Consider the following 16,584-nt stretch of genomic DNA (forward strand, 5'->3'; position numbering starts at 1 on the left):
GTCGGGGCGGGAGGCGCGGGGCGCGGGACCTCGCCGGCGCCGGCCACCGCCTGTGCCGGGCGGATCTTCACCGCGGCCATGATGAACTTGAGGTATTCCTTAACCAGAAGCTTCAGGGTCCCGGTATCGCTCCACCAGCTTTCCGGCTGGGTGCGGGTGGTGACCACGGGGTAGGACACCAGCTCCACGTCCGGCAGTGCCCGGCCCAGCTCCATCATGGCGCGGGGCATGTGCCAGGAGGAGGTCACCACCACCAGCGAGCGGAAGCGCTTTTCGCGCGCCCATTCCGCCGCTTCCAGCGCGTTGCCCCGGGTGTTCAGCGCCTTGTGTCCGAGATCGATGCAGCAGCGCAGCAGATGCTCGCCGTCGGGCAGGGCGCGGCGCATCTCGTCGGTGGTGATGGCGGGATTGACTCCGGTGATCAGGAGGCGCCGGCCGCGCCCGTCCGCCAGCAGGCCCACCGCATCCACGATCCGCGACGGCCCGCCGGTGAGCACCACGATGGCGTCGGCCGATTTCACCGCCGCCGGCTCACGCCCGGCGATGCGCGCGGTGAAGGCCAGGAATCCCGCCGCACCGGCCACGCCGGCCAGGCCCGTGAGCAGCACCAGGACGACGAAGAGGCGGCGCAAGAGGTTGCGCGGGCGGGCCGGGGTCTGCTCCCGCGTTCCCGTCCCCCCTGTCGCGGACGTCTTCTGCCGCACCGCTCTGCGCCCGGTGTTGGACATGGTCATGGAACCGAGAGTGCCGGTGGAATGCGGCGGAGGCGAGGAAGATCGCAACGGATCGGCCGCTCCCGCTCCCGCCGGCCGGATTTCATGTAATCGTCCTCAATGTCCGGTAAACGGTGACGCGGGAGGTCAGGGCAGTTGCCAGTGCCACCACCGCCACCGCCACCGCGATGCCGAGGAAGCCCCACAGGCCGGGATTGAGCCAGCTCACCACGGTCGGCAGCTCCGGATCGCCGCCGAGGCCGAGCCGCGGCAGGGCGGCGATGGCGCCGAACACCGCCGCCGCGCCGAGGCCGCCGATCAGCCCGCCCTGGGTGCCGATCTTCAGGAAATGGCGCTGGAACTGGGCGGCGATGAAGCCGTCCCGGGCGCCGACGAAATGCAGCACTTCCACCACCGCCCGGTTGGTGGCCACCGCCGCGCGGGTGGCGAACACCACCGAGAGCACGGTGGCGAGCCCCACCAGCACCAGCATCACCACGCCGATGAGCATCACCGCATCGGTCACCGCGACGAGGCGCCGCGACCAGCCGCGATGATCGTCGAGGGAGGCGGTGGGGATCTTGTCGGTCAGCGTGCGCTTCAGCCGGGAGAGGTCGGCGGTGCCCGCGCCGTCGAGGCGCAGCACCACCACGCGCGGCACCGGCAGGTCATTGAGGTCGAGGCCGGAGCCCAGCCACGGCTCCAGCAGGCGGGCGGTCTCCTCGCCGGTGAGGATGTGGGCGTCGGCGATGCCTGGGGTCTTGCGCGCGATATCGGCGGCGGCCTGCACCTGGGCATCGGTCGAGGCCTTGTCGCCTGCGCGGATCTGGATGGTGACTTCCCGCGTCACGTCCGAGCGCCACTGGCTCGCCGTGCCGCGCACGGCGACCGCCGTGCCGATGGTGATGGCGGCGAGGAAGGTCATGATGGCCACCACCGCCACCAGCGCTCGCCCGGCGATGGTCGAGGAGGGCACGATGGAGGTCGGCTGGCGCGCCTTTTCCGGCCGCGGCTTGGTGGGGATTGCCTTCGCGGTGCTTGATGGGGCGGCCCGCGGGGGATCGCCTGGCACGGCGGCGGCCGGCGGCTTGCCGGCGGGGGGAGCGTCATTCGTAGACATAGAGGCGACCATCGGCGATCACGAGGCGGCGGGCGTCGTACTGGTCCATGAGCGCGATGTCATGGGTGGCCAGCAGCACCGAGGTACCTGACTTGTTGAGTTCGATGAACAGGCGCAGCAGCCGGCGGGCCAGCGTGGGGTCCACATTGCCCGTGGGCTCGTCGGCGAGCAGGAATTCCGGCCGGCCGATGAGGGCGCGGGCGATGGCGGCGCGCTGCTTCTCGCCGCCCGACAGGATGGGCGGCAGCACGTGCATGCGGTCGCCGAGGCCCACCCAGCCCAGAAGCTCGGTCACCTCGGCGCGGTAGCTCGCCTCCTCCTTGCCCAGCACGCGCAGGGGCAGCGAGACATTCTCGTAGGTGGTGAGGTGGTCCAGCAGGCGGAAATCCTGGAACACGATGCCGATGCGCCGGCGCAGCACCGCCACCTCGTCCGGATCGAGGGAGGAGACATCCCGCCCGAACAGGGTGATGAGCCCGCGCGTGGGCTTCAGCGACAGGAACAGCAGGCGCATGAGGGTGGTCTTGCCGGCGCCCGAGGGGCCGGTGAGAAACTGGAACGAATTGGGCTGGATGCCGAAAGAGACGTCCTTCAGCACCTCCTGTCCCATCCCGTATCTCAGGCCGACATTCTCGAACCGGACCAACGCCCCTTCCTTCCCGCGAATCGCCTGCGACGTGTGTGCTCCCAACATAAACGAAGCGCGCCGCCCCGCCACCGGCGGGGACGGTCCGGTTCCGTGGCGGCTTGATGCGATATCATCAAATGATACTCTTCGCGGGAAGGAGAACCCGCATGCCGTCGAGCTACACCCTGGGCAGCCACTTGGAAGGACTGGTGCGGCGCCTGGTCGAAAGCGGCCGGTACGCCTCTGCCAGCGAAGTGGTGCGGGACGGTCTGCGGCTGCTGGAGCAGCGTGAAGCGCTCCATGCGGCGAAGCTGGAGGCCCTGAAGGCTGACATGGCGGCGGGTCTCGCGGCGGGTCCGTCCGCCCCGCTCGACATGGATGAGATCAAGGCGGAGGCGCGCAAGCGGCGCGCGGCAAGTGGGGGGTGAGGTTACCCGCTCACCGCTGGCGCGGCTCGATCTCGTCGAGATCTGGACATTCATCGCCGCCGACAGCGAGCGCGCCGCCGACCGCAGGGTTGACCGCATCGGCGCGGCGGTCGGAATTCTGGCGGTCAACCCTGCGGCCGGTCGCGCCCGGCCGGAGCTTGGCGACGGCATCCGCAGCTTTCCGGTCGGCGCCTATGTGATTTTCTATCGCATGGCAGAAGGCGGAATCGACATCGTTCGGGTTTTGGCCGGCTACCGCGACATCGGGCATGGCGATTTCGAGGGCGGCCCGACCTGAGGCAGGCGCTGGCGACGGCCCGCGCCAAAGCGCCCGCCCATCGTCCGGCTGGACGGCCCGGCCCTCAAGGCCCATGCTCGCGCATCTTGCGACGAGGAACCATGACCCTGCCCAACGTCACCGTTCTCTACGACGAGAACCGCATCGCCGCCCGCAACCATTCCCTCGCGGTGGAGATCGCCGCCACCAATCCGGAGCGCCTGCTCGCCGTTGCGGTGCTGAAGGGCTCCTTCATGTTCGCCGCCGACCTGCTGCGCGCCCTGCACGGCTCGGGCCTCGAGCCCGAGGTGGAGTTCATGCACCTGTCCTCCTACCGCGAGGCCACCATCTCCTCCGGCCAGGTGGAGATCCTGCGGGACGTGCAGAGCGACGTGCGCGACCGCGACGTGCTGCTCATCGACGACATCCTCGAATCGGGCCGCACTTTGGCCTTCGCCAAGGACCTCCTGATGGCGCGCGGGGCGCGGCGGGTGCTGGTGTGCGTGCTGCTGGAGAAGCCCGGCAAGCGCGCCGTGCGCATCGACCCGGACTTCGTCGGCTTCACCTGCCCGGACCTGTTCGTGGTTGGCTACGGCATGGACGTGGCCCATGCCTTCCGCCAGTTGCCCTTCATCGGGCACATCAAGGGGCTGGAATAGGACCCATGGGGGGCCGATGGCATTGAAGCCCCCCCGGGGGCTTCAGCCGCCCTTCATGCGGGCGGCGATACGCTGGCCGATCTCGTAGGCCCGCTGCTCCAGCAGCACCGGCATCTCGCACACATAGGTGAGGGAGCGCGCCCGCTCGTCGAAGATGCGGGCGTCCCAGGTCAGCTGCTCGTCCAGGGTCTTGGTCTCGGCGGTTTCGGCAATGGTATTCGTGATGACGGCGCTTGCCTTGGCCTGGCTCAGCTTTTCGCCCTCCTCGCGGATGCGGTCGGCGAGGCGCTGCTGGCCGCGGGCATAGCGCTCGATGCCGTGCATGACGCGGCTGCGCTCGGTGTTGATGATCTCGTAAGCGCCCGCCATCACCCGCAGCAGCCTTGTGTTGGCTTCAGCCCCCGCCTCCCGCGCGAACAGCTGCAGCACCACGTCCACCTCGTCCATGGGGGTGCGGCGGGAGGCGATCCTCTGGGCGACGGCTGCGGCCTCCTGGTCGTCGGTCCATTTGCCGGCGGTGGCGGGGTCCGGCCCGTTCCACACCTGGGCAAGGTCGATCTCCGGCGCCTTGCGCTGGATGCACGGCCAGTCCGGGTCAGCCTTGGGCTGGGCCAGCGCCGGGAGGGACGCGGCCAGAAGGATGCCGGCGGCGATGAGGGGGAGCGAAACGGAGCGCATCACGCGGCTTCTCCTTTGGGACCGCCACGCCGCCCCATGATGCCGCGCCCGGGATCATAGGCGACGACGGCGAGGGCGAAGAAAACGATGGTGGTGCCGAGCACGACGGCGAAGGAGACCGGCTCGAACACGCCATAGAGCGCGTTGCGCACCAGCTCCACCGCATGGGTGAAGGGATTGAGCAGGCAGACCATGTAGAGCGTCTCGCTCGCGTCGCGCACCCGCCACAGGGGGTAGAGGGCCGAGGAGGCGAAGAACATGGGGAAGATGACGAAGTTCATCACGCTGGCGAAGTTTTCCAGCTGCCGGATCGCCGAGGAGATGACCAGCCCGATGGAGCCCAGCATCAGCCCGGTGAGGATGAAGGCCGGCAGGGCCGCCAGATAGCCCATGGGCGGCATCTCCACCTCCCACAGCCGGGCGATGGCGAGGAAGACATAGACCTGCGCCAGCGACACCACCACGCCCGCCACCAGCTTGGACAGCAGCAGGTACCAGCGCGGGAACGGGCTGGTGAGCAGCACCCGCATGGAGCCCACCTCCCGGTCGTAGACCATGGAGAGGGAGGACTGCATGCCGTTGAACAGCTGGATCATCACCGCGAGGCCCGGCGTCACATAGACCTCGTACAGCACATAGGTCTCGTAGGGCGGGATGATCGACACGCCCAGCACGCTGCGGAATCCGGCGGCGAAGATGAAGAGCCACACCAGCGGCCGCACCAGGGCGGCGAGGAAGCGCTCCTTCTGCTGCACGAAGCGCAGCAGTTCGCGGTTCACGATGCCGGCGAGGCACACCCCGTAGCCGGCGAGGCCCAGGGGCCGGACGATGGAATGGGCGATCTTGCGAGGGGGCAGCGCGGTGTCGGTCATGCTGTCGTCCTCTTGGGGCCCGTCCTCATGCCGCATCCTCCGCGCGGGCTGCCGTCATGGCGCGGAAGGCGGCTTCCAGCGACGCCGTGGCTCCCTCGGGGGCCGGCGCCTCTTCCTTGAGCCGGGCGGGGGCGAGATGGCCGCCGGCCACCTCGCCCGCCGTGCCGTGGGCGATGATGCGGCCCTTGTCGAGCACATAGATGTCGTCCTGCGGGCGCACCTCGTCGAAGATGTGGGTGGCCCACAGCACCGCGAGGCCCTCCTGCGCCACCAACTGGCGCACGATGTCCACGATGGCGGCGCGGGAGGCGAGGTCGAGGCCCACGGTGGCCTCGTCCAGCAGCAGCAGGCGCGGGCGATGGATGAGGGCGCGGGCGATCTCCACCCGTCGCGCCTGCCCGCCGGAAAGGGTGCGCACCTTCTCGTTCAGCCGGTCGGCGAGGCCCACCAGATGCAGCAGCGCCGAGATGCGCGCCTTCAGCGGCCGGCCGGCGAGGCCGTGCAGGGCGCCGTGATAGGCGAGGTTCTGGCTGACGGTGAGGTCGAGGTCCAGCGTCCGGTTCTGGAACACCACCCCCAGCTCCGCCAGCGCCGCGGAGGGGCTTGTGGCAAGGTCGCGGCCGAAGATGCGCACGGCGCCCTCGCGCGTGCTGTAGAGCCGTGTCGCCAGCGAGAACAGGGTGGTCTTGCCCGCGCCGTTGGGTCCGAGCAGCGCCACGAAGCGCCCCGCCGGCACGGTCAGGGATACGTCGTCCAGCGCCCGTCGCATCGAGCGCCCGGTGCCGAAGCCGTGGCTGACCGCGCGGATATCGAGCGCAGGCGCGTCCTGATCGTTCATGCCGCCTCTTTTTCAGTTCCCCGGCCGACTGGAGCGCAAAGCGGAAGGAGAGCCGGGACCCGGCGCAAAAGTCCGCCGCAGGCGCTTCGTGTGCTGCGTAGCAGTCCTGCACTGGATCCCGGCTCTCCTTCCACTGCGCTTTCGCTCCGTTTCAGTCGGTCGGGATACGTGGAAGACTGCTTGGAAGACTGCCACCTATTGGGGCGAGACCACAACGCCCCACGGGGCACTGCCCACCTTGATGGATTTCACCACCTTCAGCTCCGGCACGTCGATGACGGACACGTCGTTGGAATTGCCGTTGGTGGTGAACAGCAGCTTCTCGTCCGGGGTGAGGGCGAGCTGCCACACCCGCTGGCCGACGAGGAGATATTTCTCCACCTCGAAGGTCTCGGCGTTCACCACCGCCACGCGGTTGGCGGGGCCGAGCGCCACGAAGGCGCGCTTGCCGTCCCGGGTGAGGCGCACGCCGACCGGCTGGATGGATTCCCTGGACACGCCGGGGATCTTGAAGTCGATCTTCCTGATGATCTGGCGGGTCTGCGGGTCGATCACCGCGACCGTGCCGCCCACTTCGGCGGACACCCACAGGCGCTTGCCGTCGGCGGAGAATTCGGCGAAGCGCGGGCGGGCGTCCACCAGCACGTTGCCGATGATCTTGTTGGTCCTGGTCTCGATGAAATGGGCCATGTTGGTGGTTTCGGAGGTGGCCACCAGCGTGCCGCCGTCCGGGCTCACCGCCATGCCTTCCGGCTCGGTACCCACCGGCACCTGGGCGATGACCTTGTTGGCCTCCACGTCGAGCACGGTGACCTGGTTGTCGTCCTCGTTGGCGATGTAGAGCGGGTTGCCGGTGGGATGCAGCGCGAACAGCTCCGGATCCGGGCCGGACTTCAGCTTGCGCAGCACCTTCAGGGTCGTGGGATCGATCACCTGCACCGCGTGGTCGTCGCTGGCGCAGACATAGACCGCCTTGCCGTCCGGGCTCATGGTGATGCCGCGCGGGCGCCGGCCAACCTTCACCGTCTGCTTCACCTCCAGCGTGGCGGAATCGATCACGCTGATGGAATTGCCCTTCTCGTTGGACACATAGACCGTATAGGCGGACGCGGCATCGGCGGCGAGCAGCGCGGCGGCGCCCGCCAGAAGCCCGGCGAGCCGGCGGGGACGAAGATAGGTCATCAAGTGTCCTCCCGGACGGTGGCGCTTTTCGCGCGCTTTCATTTCAGGCGGCATCTGGATTCACCCTGGTCGGTGCCGAGGGTGTCGAGGGGGGTGCGCTGGTGCAGGAAGCCCTCTTCCGGCGCCACCGAGACGATGCCGAGGGGCTGCGCGATCAGCAGCGGCTGGCGCAATTGCTGGTCCCACGGCCGGATGCTCACCGGCACGCCCTTGAAGGCGGCGAGGCTGAAGTCCGGCGTGCGCAGGAAGGCGGCGAGGGTGGCGGGGTCGGCGCTCCTGGTGCGGGTGGCCGCCTCGCCGATCATGCGCGCGGCGACCCAGGCCTGGTAGTCCGCCGGCCGCATGGTGCGGGAGGCCGAGCGCAGGAAGCGGCTCTGCAATTGCGCCGAGCCCCAGGCATCCTGCGCCGGATGCCAGGTGGAGGCGGTGAGGCCCTGCGTGCCCGTCACGAGGCGCGGCTCAAAGGTGCGGAAGGGAATGTAATTGCCGAAATCGTTGGCCTCGTCCGCCACCACGATCACGTCCGCGTCCACGCCGCGGCTGAAGACGAGGGCGTCGGAGCGGGTGATGCTGTCGGAGCGCTCGCGCCCCAGCGGGCCGAAGGTCCAGGGCTTGTCGGCCACGATCTTCAGCCCGAACTTCTTCGCCGAGCGGCGCAGCGCCTCGGCATAGAGGGCGTCTGCCGGCTGCGGGCCGGTGATGAGGAAGAGCTTCGACCAGCGCTTGCTGGCGAGGAACTGCACCAGCGCATCGGTGAGCATGGCGCGGCTTGGCGCCACATGGAACACGTCGGCCCGGCAGTCCTGCGCGCGCAGCGCATCGTCGGGCGCGCCCACGTTGAAGATCACGGCGCCCTTGTCCTTCACCGCGTCGGCCACCTTGAGCAACTCGGCGCCGGGCAGGTTCACGATGAGGAGGCGCGTGCCCTTGGCCGCGAGGGCGCGGGCGGCGTCCGCCGGGTCCTCGTCCTCGGCCAGCGTGGTGGTCTCAAGGGCGAAGCTCTGGCCGGTGAAGCGGCCGGTGGTGGAATTGTCCTTCAGCGCCAGTTCCGCGCCGGCCACGGCCTCGTCTTCCGGCACCGCCAGAAGGTCGTAGAGCGGGGGCGGCGGCACCGCGCGGGTGATGAGGCCGATGCGGATCTCCAGCGGCTTGGCTTCGGCGGTAGGATTGGCCTCGGCTGGCGCTGCGGCATCCGCCGGCTGCTGCGCCTGCGCCGGCCTGAGGCCGGGAATCGGGCACAGGGGCGCCGCCGCGAGCAGCGCGGCCGGTAGCAGCAGGCGAACAACGCGCGTCAGCATGGGGCCAAAATCAGCATCGGTTCAGCGGGGTCCGGGGCGATCACCATCCGAAGAGGCGAAGATCTAGACACCATCATCACAGGGGTGCAACCGAATAGATCTAAGAAAACAATAAGATGTTCCCGGCTTGCCACGCGCGGTGCGGCTGTGACACCCTCTGGCTGAAAAGGTTGGCGCCATGTGGTTTGCTTACGACGTTCTGCCGTCCGCCCGGCGTATCGGCGCGGGCCTTGCCGTGGCGTTGGCCTTCGCGTTGGCTTTCGCCTGGACCCTGGCCTGCGGGCCGGCGGCGGCTGCCGGCGTGCCCACCGCCGTGTTCGGCTTTGAATTCTTCGACGACACCCTCGATACCCGTGCCGAGGTGCAGGCCGAGCAGGCGGCGCGCCTGAAGCTGGTGAATGCGGAGCTGGCGAGGCTTGTCGCCGAATCCGGCGAGATGGCGCCGGTGGACCTTGATGGCGAGGCCGCGCGCATTGCCGAGCTTATGCCCTTCTACAAGTGCAACGGCTGTGAGGCGGAGATTGCCGGCGCCGCCGGCGCCCGGCTCGAAGTCCTCGGCATGGTGCGCAAGATGTCCAATCTCATCCTCACGCTCACGATCCGGGTGAAGGAGGTGGGCGGGACCGAAAAGGTGGTGCGCGGCGGGCAGGTGGACATCCGCGGCAACACCGATGAATCCTGGCTGCGCGGGGTGCGCTACCTGATGAAGAACCGCATCCTGGCGCCGGGACAGCCGCCGCTTGACGCCAAATAGGACCGCCGCCCGCCGGATGGCACGCCGTCCCGCGGGAGCGCCTTTGCACAAGACTGCGGCCCGGGAAACGGGCCGAGCCATCGGAGGAACGTGTTTCATGAAGCTGTTGCTTGCCGCCGCCGCGGCGTTTTCCCTCGCGCTCCTGCCCGTCGCGGCCGACGCGCACGGACCCACCCGCAAGAAGGTGACGGAGACCGTCGAGATCAACGCCCCCGCCGAGAAGGTGTGGGCCGCCATCGGCAATTTCCAGGACATGAGCTGGCATCCGGCCGTGACCGCCAACGCCGGCCAGGGCGGCAATGCGGTGGATGCCACCCGCAAGCTCACGCTGAAGGGCGGCGGCACCATCGACGAGGTGCTCTACAAGTTCGAGCCCGCAGAGAAGAGCTACTCCTACCGCATCACGGAGGTGGACGTGAAAGTCCTGCCCGTGACCAATTATTCCTCCACCCTCACCGTCACGCCCATCGACGCCACCCATTCCAGGGTGGAGTGGCGCGGCGCCTTCTATCGCGGCTACCCCAACAATGATCCGCCGCCGGAACTGAGCGACGAGGCTGCCATTGCCGCGGTGACCGGAGTCTATCGCGGTGGCCTCGACGCCCTGAAGGCCAAGCTGGAAAAGGGCTCCTGATGGGGCTTAAGGCGAGGGGGGCTGCTGCCGCCCTCGTGCTGCTGGTCGGCGCGGCCGTCCCGGCCGGTGCGGAGGAAGCCTTCGTCACCAACCAGCCGGCCAACGAGGTGGCGGTGGTGGACCTCGGCGGAACGGAAGGGGGGCCCCCGCGCCTCCTCGCCCGCATCGCCGTGCCCGGCCAGCCGGCCGGCGTGGCGGTGTCACAGGACGGCCGCCGCGCCTTTGTCACCAGCCCCGAGGGCAAGACCCTCAGCGTCATCGATACGGCGGCGCGAAAGGTCACCGCCCGCATCCCCCTCACCGGCGGGCCCCTGGGGGTCGCCGTGGCCCCGGCCGGCAGCCCGGTCTATGTGGCCGACTGGTACGGCGCGCGCCTGCTGGTGGTGGACCCCGACACCCCCGACGCCATCCGCACGGCGCCTACGGGTGCCTCCCCCTCCGGCCTCGCGGTGACGCCTGACGGCGCCTTCGTGCTGTCGGCCGACCGGGACGACGACACCGTCTCGGTCATCGACGCCGCGCGGCTGGAGCGGGTGGCGGTGATCCCCGTGGGCAAGCGGCCCTTCGGCATCACCCTCTCGGCGGACGGACGGCGGGCCTACACCGCCAACGTGGGCTCGGACGACGTGAGCATCATCGATGTCGCTGCCCGCGCCGTGGTGGGCACGGTGAAGGTGGGATCGCGGCCCTATGCGGTGGCGCTGGCCGGGCGCCTGGCCTTCGTCACCAACCAGTATGCGGGGACGGTGAGCGTGTTCGATGCGGAGACGCTGGAGCCGCGCGGCCTCGTGCCGGTGGGTGAGTATCCCGAAGGCATCGCCGCCAGTGCCGACGGCCGGCAGGTCCATGTGGCCAACTGGTTCGACAACACGCTCTCCACCATCGATGCGCGGACGCTGAAGGTGGTCGCGACCGTGCACGTGGGGGAGGGGCCCCGCGCATTCGGCACCTTCATCCGGCGCGACCCGACGCCTTGATACCGTCGGCCTCGGTCGTTGACCGATGCCGAGTGGGTACGCTCAAGTGCCGCGCGGGCTTAACCGATGGCCCATGAGCCAAGCTCACAGGCCATCGGTTAAGCTGTGCCCAAAAGAAACGACCGGCGGGAGTGCCGCCGGCCGCTTCAGACTCACCTGTTGAAAAATAGGGCGGCCAACCGCTGAAGCAGACCCTTCGGCATCGCCGGAAGGTCGCCGCTCTGCCCAGGGTGGTTTCCGCTCTAGGCCGCCGCGAAGGGGTGCTTCACCAGATCACGCTGCTCGGTCGCTTCCTTGGCGGAGGGGAAACCCGCCACGGCGCGCTCGATGGAGAGCTTGGTCGCCTCGTAGTTGTACTGCTGGATCTTGGCGTCGTCCGCCGCTTCCCAATGGATGAACACGCCGACGGAGATGTAGAGGTCGTCGGCCTCGTCCAGGGGGATGGTGCCTTCGGCCACCGCATCCTGCACCGCCTTGGCGACGCCGCGCTGCGCGGGTCCGAACATCTGCACCGCCTGCCGCGCATCCTTGATGGTCACCTTGTTGAACAACAGGGTGTTGGGCTTGCAGGGCATGTTCGGGGCGAGCACCGCGAGAAGCGAGGTGAAGCCGTCCTTGTTGTTGGTCAGGCTGTTGCAGAACGCCGTCTCGGCGGCGCTGCCGCGCGGGCCGATGATGAGATCGATGTGAGCCACCTCGTTGCCGTCGCCGACAAGCGCTTCACCGATCAGAACCTTGTTAATCTTAGCCACCTTATGCCCTCCCTTGTAGATCGACTAGGGATGACCGCCCCGAAGGCATTCCGGGAAGCGGTCATACGCCGCCTACCCTTGTTGTCAGCGCCCGGCAGGAGTGCCGAACCGGTTCACCAGATAGCGGGCGGGACACTAGCCGAGCCCGCCTTCGCCAGCAAGCCGGCCGCACTGCGAAACCATGCGGCACTGCAGCGTGGCCGCCGGTGCCGGCGACACCTCCAGCGCCCCTGATTCTGCTGCGGTCACGATCGGTTAGAAGACGTTATTGGGAGCTGCGCCGGCTTTCATGGCAAGATCGGCCCGATAAAGGTGGCGGCCGTGAGCGTGGCTTGAAGCCGCAGCCGAGGTATTCCCAGGCGCGGGAGGAGAAGAGCCCGGATCGGAGGGCCGGTAGTCTGGCCCCATCTTTGGCATCATATTTGCTTCGAATTGAAACCTGAGACATTCATAAGAAGAACCGCGGTAGACCACGATAATACCGCGGACCAAAGGTCGCTGCCGGTGCGAGGCAGCAGGACAGGAAACGGAAGGGCGGCAGACCCAGCACAGCCAAATGGGGAAGTCACCGTCATGTTCGTCGTGCTCTATGCTTGCCTGATCACTGCGCCGGCCACCTGCCGGGAGGAGCGGATCAACGTCTCCATCGAGGCGGCTGCGCCTACCGCCTGCCTGATGTCGTCCCAGTTCACCATTGCCCAGTGGAGCGAGGAGCATCCCCAGTGGCAGGTGGGCCGCTGGAAGTGCGTGCCCGCGAGCCGCCTTTCCCGCGACATCTGAGCCAGGGCCTGGCCGACGCGTCCCCGCGGGGCTGCGTCCCGGACGGCTCCTGCGAAATCTGGGCGCGCCCGGCCTCCCCGTCGCGCCTCCCCGTCGCGCGTCCCCTTGCGTCGGCGTGGCCGCCCTCCCATCCTCTAGGTCGAGGCGCGGCTGCCGCGTCGGGAGGCGTGGGATGAACCACCTGAAGACGGCGATCCTGCTCGCCGGCCTGACCGCCCTGTTCATGGCGGTGGGCTTCGCCATCGGCGGGCGGAGCGGCATGATGATCGCGTTCGTGGTGGCGGCGGGCACCAACCTGTTCAGCTACTGGAATTCCGACAAGATGGTGCTGCGCATGTACGGCGCCCGGGAGGTGGACGAGACCACCGCGCCGGATTTCGTGCGCATGGTGCATGAGCTGGCGCGCCGCGCCGACCTGCCCCTGCCGCGCGTGTTCATCATGGACAACCCGCAGCCCAACGCCTTTGCCACCGGCCGCAACCCCCAGAATGCCGCGGTGGCGGCCACCACCGGCCTGCTCCAGTCCCTGAGCCCCGAGGAGGTGGCGGGGGTGATGGCGCACGAATTGGCGCATATCAAACACTACGACACCCTCACCATGACCATGACCGCCACCATCGCCGGCGCCATCTCCATGCTGGCGAACTTCGGCATGCTGTTCGGCGGCGGCAACCGGAACAACAACAACCCGTTCGGTGTCATCGGTACCATCCTGATGGTGATCCTGGCCCCGCTCGCCGCCATGCTGGTGCAGATGGCCATCTCCCGCTCGCGGGAATACGAGGCCGACCGGGGCGGGGCGGAGATCCTGGGCCGGCCCATGGTGCTGGCCTCGGCGTTGGCCAAGATTTCCGGTGCGGCCCACGAAGTGCCTAATTATGAGGCGGAGGCGAACCCCGCAACCGCCCATATGTTCATCATCAACCCCCTGTCGGGGGCGCGGATGGACAATCTCTTCTCCACCCATCCGGCGGTGGAGAACCGCATCGCCGCGTTGCGCGCCCTGTCGCAGCAGATGGGCGGCGGCGGCTTTGCGCCCGGCCCGGCACCGGCCGCCCGTCCGCCGGGCGGCAACCCGTGGGGTGGAGATCCCGGCCCGCGCCGCGGCCCGTGGGGGTGAAACCTGGGGGCGAGGCCCAAAGCAGCGCCATCCCCGCATTTCCTGTCGATGCCGGACCCCGGCGCGCTGACAGGGCGCGGACCGCCCGATACCGTGCGGCCATGACCCCAGACAGCCCAGACCGTGCCCGGACCTCCGCCCCAGATCTCCCTCACGATACGCCCGAGCCCGCCAGCGCCGCTCCGGCCCCCGCGCGGGCGGAGGAGACGCGCGTCACCCCCATGATGGCGCAGTATCTGGAGATCAAGGCGGCCAATCCGGACAGCCTGCTGTTCTACCGCATGGGCGATTTCTACGAGCTGTTCTTCACTGACGCGGAAGCCGCCTCGCAGGCGCTCGGCATCGTGCTCACCAAGCGCGGCAAGCACCTGGGCGAGGACATCCCCATGTGCGGCGTGCCCATCGACCGCGCCGAGGAATATCTGCACAAGCTCATCGCCCTGGGCTTCCGCGTGTCGGTGTGCGAGCAGCTGGAGGACCCGGCGGAGGCGAAGAAGCGCGGGCCGAAATCCGTGGTGCGGCGGGACGTGACGCGCCTCGTCACCCCCGGCACCCTCACCGAGGACGCGCTGCTGGACGCCCGGCGCGAGAACGTGCTGGCGGCGCTCGCCCGCGTGCGTGCCGGCTCGGGGCCGCAGGATTTCACCTACGCCCTGGCCTACACCGACATGTCCACCGGCAGCTTCCGGGTCGCCGCCACCAGCCGCGACGACCTCTCCGGCGACCTTGCCCGCCTCGACCCGGCGGAAATCCTGGTCTCCGACGCGGTGCTGGACGACGGCGAGCTGCGCGCCCTGCTGCGGGATTTCCCGGCGGTGACGCCGCTGCCGCGCCAGTCCTTCGACGGGGCGGGGGCGGAAAAGCGCCTCGCCGATTTCTTCGGTGTCGCGGCGCTGGACGCCTTCGGCACCTTCGCCCGCGCCGAGCTGATCGCGGCGGCGGCCATCGTGTCTTACGTGGACCGTACCCAGCTTGGGGCAAAGCCACTGCTCTCCCGTCCGGTGAAGGAGGCGGAAGGCGGCATCATGGCCATCGATGCCGGCACGCGGGCCAATCTGGAGCTGGTGCGCACCACCTCCGGCGAGCGGCGCGGCTCCCTGCTCGCCGCTGTGGACCGCACGGTGACGGCGGCCGGCGCGCGCCTCATCGCCCGCCGCATCGCCGAGCCCCTCACCGACCTTGCCGCCATCCGCGCCCGGCACGATGGCGTCGCGCACCTGGTGGAGGACAGCGAGCTGCGGCGGGAGCTGCGCGCCCGGCTTTCCCGCGCCCCCGACATGGCCCGCGCCGTCACCCGCCTCGCGCTCCAGCGTGGTGGCCCGCGCGACCTTGCCGCCGTGCGCGATGCCCTCGACGGCGCGCTTTCCATCGCCGCCCTGTTCGGCGCCGTGCCGCCGGAGGATCTGGCGCGCGCGGTCGCGGCGCTGGCGCGGGTGCCTCACGCGCTGGTGCTCGACCTCGCCTCGGCGCTGGCGGAGAGCCTGCCGCCCCACCGCCGCGATGGCGGCTTCATCCGCGAGGGCTGCGACGCCGAGCTGGACGCCACCCGGGCGCTACGCGACGAGAGCCGGCGCGTGGTGGCGGCGCTGGAGCGGCGCTATGTGGACGAGACCGGTGTGCGCGCCCTGAAGATCCGGCACAATGCGGTGCTGGGCTATTTCGTCGAGGTTTCCGCCCAGAACGCCGACCGCCTGCGCGAGCCGCCCCACGGCGCCGTCTTCGTCCACCGCCAGACCATGGCGGGGGCGGTGCGCTTCTCATCGGTCGAATTGGGCGATCTGGAAAGCCGCATCGCCAGTGCCGGCGAGCGGGCGCTGGGGCTGGAGCAGGCCATCTTCGACCGGCTCGCTTCCGCCGTGGTGGCCGCGACCGAAACCATCCGCGCCGCCGCCGAGGCGCTGGCGGAACTCGACGTGGCGGCAGGCTTCGCGGAACTGGCGGCGGTGGAAAACCATGTGCGCCCGCACATGGAGAGCGGCGTCGGCTTCGCCATCGCGGGCGGGCGCCATCCGGTGGTGGAGCAGGCCCTCGCAAGGGAGGGCGGGCCGTTCGTGCCCAATGATTGCGACCTCTCCCCGCCGGAGGGGTTCGAGGACGGGCGCATCGTGCTGGTCACCGGGCCGAACATGGCGGGCAAGTCCACCTTCCTGCGCCAGAACGCGCTCATCTGCGTGCTGGCGCAGGCCGGCGCCTTCGTGCCGGCGCGTTCGGCGCGCATCGGCGTGGTGGACCGCCTGTTCTCCCGCGTGGGCGCGGCCGACGATCTCGCCCGTGGGCGCTCCACCTTCATGGTGGAGATGGTGGAGACCGCCGCCATCCTGAACCAGGCCACGGCGCGCTCCCTGGTCATCCTCGACGAGATCGGGCGCGGCACCGCCACCTTCGATGGCATGTCCATCGCCTGGGCCAGCCTGGAGCACCTGCACGAGGTGAACCGCTGCCGGGCGCTGTTCGCCACCCATTTCCACGAGCTGACGGCCCTGTCCCAGCGCTGCAAGCGGCTTTCCAACGCCACGGTGAAGGTCACCGAATGGCACGGCGACGTGATCTTCCTGCACGAGGTGGTGCCGGGGGCCGCGGATCGCTCCTACGGCATCCAGGTGGCCAAGCTCGCCGGCCTGCCGGAGGCGGTGATCATCCGCGCCAAGGCGGTGCTGGCGGAGCTGGAGGCGGCCGAGCGTGCCTCCCCCGCCCAGAAGCTCATCGACGATTTGCCCCTGTTCGCGGTGCGCCCCAGGCCCGTAGCCGCCGCCGCATCCGTGGACCCGAAGGCCGAGGCGGCGCTGGTCGCCCTTGATGGCCTCGACCCCGACAGCCTGAGCCCGCGCGAGGCGCTGGATGCGCTCTACCGGCTGAAGGGGCTGCGGCGGGAGG

At 69.4% G+C, this 16,584-nt stretch carries 18 protein-coding genes; 9 read left to right on the plus strand and 9 right to left on the minus strand.

Translation table 11 applies throughout. The features are described 5' to 3' along the window. The 3 genes from K9U41_RS16200 to ftsE all read right to left on the minus strand — a co-directional run. Positions 1-734 (minus strand): YdcF family protein (locus K9U41_RS16200; protein ID WP_282641882.1); only part of this gene is annotated, 734 nt, incomplete at its 3' end. Positions 735-816: 82 nt separating this feature from the next. Beyond that, positions 817-1,833, minus strand: coding sequence for a cell division protein FtsX (locus tag K9U41_RS16205; protein WP_282641883.1), 1,017 nt, complete (start codon positions 1,831-1,833; stop codon positions 817-819). Further along, positions 1,820-2,479 (minus strand): cell division ATP-binding protein FtsE, encoded by a 660-nt coding sequence (gene ftsE, locus K9U41_RS16210; protein ID WP_041574975.1) that lies wholly within the window; start codon positions 2,477-2,479, stop codon positions 1,820-1,822. Before ftsE ends, K9U41_RS16205 begins: the two co-directional genes overlap by 14 nt. A 149-nt stretch (positions 2,480-2,628) precedes the next feature. On the opposite strand from ftsE, the gene K9U41_RS16215 reads away from it, so the two are divergent. The 3 genes from K9U41_RS16215 (at position 2,629) to hpt (ending at position 3,825) form a co-directional block, all read left to right on the plus strand. Then, complete coding sequence (locus K9U41_RS16215; RefSeq protein ID WP_282641884.1) at positions 2,629-2,889, plus strand: type II toxin-antitoxin system ParD family antitoxin; 261 nt, start codon at positions 2,629-2,631, stop codon at positions 2,887-2,889. Further along, positions 2,879-3,187, plus strand: coding sequence for a type II toxin-antitoxin system RelE/ParE family toxin (locus tag K9U41_RS16220; RefSeq protein ID WP_282641885.1), 309 nt, complete (start codon positions 2,879-2,881; stop codon positions 3,185-3,187). The genes K9U41_RS16215 and K9U41_RS16220 overlap by 11 nt, the downstream gene beginning before the upstream one ends. A gap of 101 nt (positions 3,188-3,288) precedes the next feature. Beyond that, positions 3,289-3,825: a hypoxanthine phosphoribosyltransferase gene (gene hpt / locus K9U41_RS16225; protein WP_282641886.1), complete on the plus strand. Its 537-nt coding sequence runs from the start codon at positions 3,289-3,291 to the stop codon at positions 3,823-3,825. A 42-nt stretch (positions 3,826-3,867) separates the two neighbouring features. On the opposite strand, the gene K9U41_RS16230 is transcribed toward hpt, so the two are convergent. The 5 genes from K9U41_RS16230 to K9U41_RS16250 form a co-directional block, all read right to left on the minus strand. Further along, positions 3,868-4,503, minus strand: coding sequence for a hypothetical protein (locus K9U41_RS16230; protein WP_432715814.1), 636 nt, complete (start codon positions 4,501-4,503; stop codon positions 3,868-3,870). Continuing rightward, the gene (locus tag K9U41_RS16235; protein ID WP_432715812.1) at positions 4,503-5,411 is read right to left on the minus strand and encodes an ABC transporter permease; all 909 of its coding nucleotides are present in this window, start codon (positions 5,409-5,411) and stop codon (positions 4,503-4,505) included. Before K9U41_RS16235 ends, K9U41_RS16230 begins: the two co-directional genes overlap by 1 nt. Further along, positions 5,401-6,213 carry an ABC transporter ATP-binding protein gene (locus tag K9U41_RS16240; protein ID WP_282641891.1) on the minus strand — a complete coding sequence of 271 codons (813 nt, stop codon included), beginning with the start codon at positions 6,211-6,213 and terminating at the stop codon, positions 5,401-5,403. The genes K9U41_RS16235 and K9U41_RS16240 overlap by 11 nt, the downstream gene beginning before the upstream one ends. A 195-nt stretch (positions 6,214-6,408) precedes the next feature. Then, positions 6,409-7,395, minus strand: coding sequence for a YVTN family beta-propeller repeat protein (locus K9U41_RS16245; RefSeq protein WP_282641892.1), 987 nt, complete (start codon positions 7,393-7,395; stop codon positions 6,409-6,411). Between the two features lie 38 nt (positions 7,396-7,433). After that, positions 7,434-8,693 (minus strand): ABC transporter substrate-binding protein, encoded by a 1,260-nt coding sequence (locus K9U41_RS16250; protein WP_282641893.1) that lies wholly within the window; start codon positions 8,691-8,693, stop codon positions 7,434-7,436. A 178-nt stretch (positions 8,694-8,871) separates the two neighbouring features. Between K9U41_RS16250 and K9U41_RS16255 the strand changes: the two genes are divergently transcribed. From K9U41_RS16255 to K9U41_RS16265, 3 genes are all read left to right on the plus strand, one after another. Beyond that, positions 8,872-9,447, plus strand: a complete 576-nt coding sequence (locus tag K9U41_RS16255) for a DUF3280 domain-containing protein (RefSeq protein WP_282641894.1) — start codon at positions 8,872-8,874, stop codon at positions 9,445-9,447. Between the two features lie 97 nt (positions 9,448-9,544). Then, a complete protein-coding gene (locus tag K9U41_RS16260) occupies positions 9,545-10,081 on the plus strand; it encodes an SRPBCC family protein (RefSeq protein ID WP_282641895.1) in 537 nt (178 codons plus the stop codon). Beyond that, positions 10,081-11,058: a cytochrome D1 domain-containing protein gene (locus tag K9U41_RS16265; RefSeq protein WP_282641896.1), complete on the plus strand. Its 978-nt coding sequence runs from the start codon at positions 10,081-10,083 to the stop codon at positions 11,056-11,058. Before K9U41_RS16260 ends, K9U41_RS16265 begins: the two co-directional genes overlap by 1 nt. A gap of 242 nt (positions 11,059-11,300) precedes the next feature. Here the strand turns inward: K9U41_RS16265 and fae are convergent, their stop codons facing one another. Next, positions 11,301-11,810, minus strand: a complete 510-nt coding sequence (gene fae / locus K9U41_RS16270) for a formaldehyde-activating enzyme (RefSeq protein ID WP_138400590.1) — start codon at positions 11,808-11,810, stop codon at positions 11,301-11,303. A 573-nt stretch (positions 11,811-12,383) separates the two neighbouring features. Between fae and K9U41_RS16275 the strand changes: the two genes are divergently transcribed. From K9U41_RS16275 to mutS, 3 genes are all read left to right on the plus strand, one after another. Next, positions 12,384-12,590, plus strand: coding sequence for a hypothetical protein (locus K9U41_RS16275; protein WP_282641897.1), 207 nt, complete (start codon positions 12,384-12,386; stop codon positions 12,588-12,590). A gap of 172 nt (positions 12,591-12,762) precedes the next feature. Next, positions 12,763-13,710 carry a zinc metalloprotease HtpX gene (htpX, locus tag K9U41_RS16280; protein WP_282641899.1) on the plus strand — a complete coding sequence of 316 codons (948 nt, stop codon included), beginning with the start codon at positions 12,763-12,765 and terminating at the stop codon, positions 13,708-13,710. Positions 13,711-13,811: 101 nt separating this feature from the next. Next, positions 13,812-16,584 (plus strand): DNA mismatch repair protein MutS (gene mutS / locus K9U41_RS16285; RefSeq protein WP_432715813.1); only part of this gene is annotated, 2,773 nt, incomplete at its 3' end.

Origin of the sequence: Xanthobacter autotrophicus, from assembly GCF_029991245.1 — a bacterium.
GTDB lineage: Bacteria > Pseudomonadota > Alphaproteobacteria > Rhizobiales > Xanthobacteraceae > Xanthobacter > Xanthobacter autotrophicus_C.

What these genes read in the sequence shown, in the direction of transcription:
- K9U41_RS16205 (WP_282641883.1), bottom strand. Translation starts at nt 1,833, where the DNA reads ATGTCTACGAATGACGCTCCCCCCGCCGGCAAGCCGCCGGCCGCCGCC.
- K9U41_RS16215 (WP_282641884.1), top strand. Translation starts at nt 2,629, where the DNA reads ATGCCGTCGAGCTACACCCTGGGCAGCCACTTGGAAGGACTGGTGCGG.
- hpt (WP_282641886.1), top strand. Translation starts at nt 3,289, where the DNA reads ATGACCCTGCCCAACGTCACCGTTCTCTACGACGAGAACCGCATCGCC.
- K9U41_RS16230 (WP_432715814.1), bottom strand. Translation starts at nt 4,503, where the DNA reads ATGCGCTCCGTTTCGCTCCCCCTCATCGCCGCCGGCATCCTTCTGGCC.
- K9U41_RS16235 (WP_432715812.1), bottom strand. Translation starts at nt 5,411, where the DNA reads ATGCGGCATGAGGACGGGCCCCAAGAGGACGACAGCATGACCGACACC.
- K9U41_RS16240 (WP_282641891.1), bottom strand. Translation starts at nt 6,213, where the DNA reads ATGAACGATCAGGACGCGCCTGCGCTCGATATCCGCGCGGTCAGCCAC.
- K9U41_RS16245 (WP_282641892.1), bottom strand. Translation starts at nt 7,395, where the DNA reads ATGACCTATCTTCGTCCCCGCCGGCTCGCCGGGCTTCTGGCGGGCGCC.
- K9U41_RS16250 (WP_282641893.1), bottom strand. Translation starts at nt 8,693, where the DNA reads ATGCTGACGCGCGTTGTTCGCCTGCTGCTACCGGCCGCGCTGCTCGCG.
- K9U41_RS16255 (WP_282641894.1), top strand. Translation starts at nt 8,872, where the DNA reads ATGTGGTTTGCTTACGACGTTCTGCCGTCCGCCCGGCGTATCGGCGCG.
- K9U41_RS16260 (WP_282641895.1), top strand. Translation starts at nt 9,545, where the DNA reads ATGAAGCTGTTGCTTGCCGCCGCCGCGGCGTTTTCCCTCGCGCTCCTG.
- K9U41_RS16265 (WP_282641896.1), top strand. Translation starts at nt 10,081, where the DNA reads ATGGGGCTTAAGGCGAGGGGGGCTGCTGCCGCCCTCGTGCTGCTGGTC.
- K9U41_RS16275 (WP_282641897.1), top strand. Translation starts at nt 12,384, where the DNA reads ATGTTCGTCGTGCTCTATGCTTGCCTGATCACTGCGCCGGCCACCTGC.
- htpX (WP_282641899.1), top strand. Translation starts at nt 12,763, where the DNA reads ATGAACCACCTGAAGACGGCGATCCTGCTCGCCGGCCTGACCGCCCTG.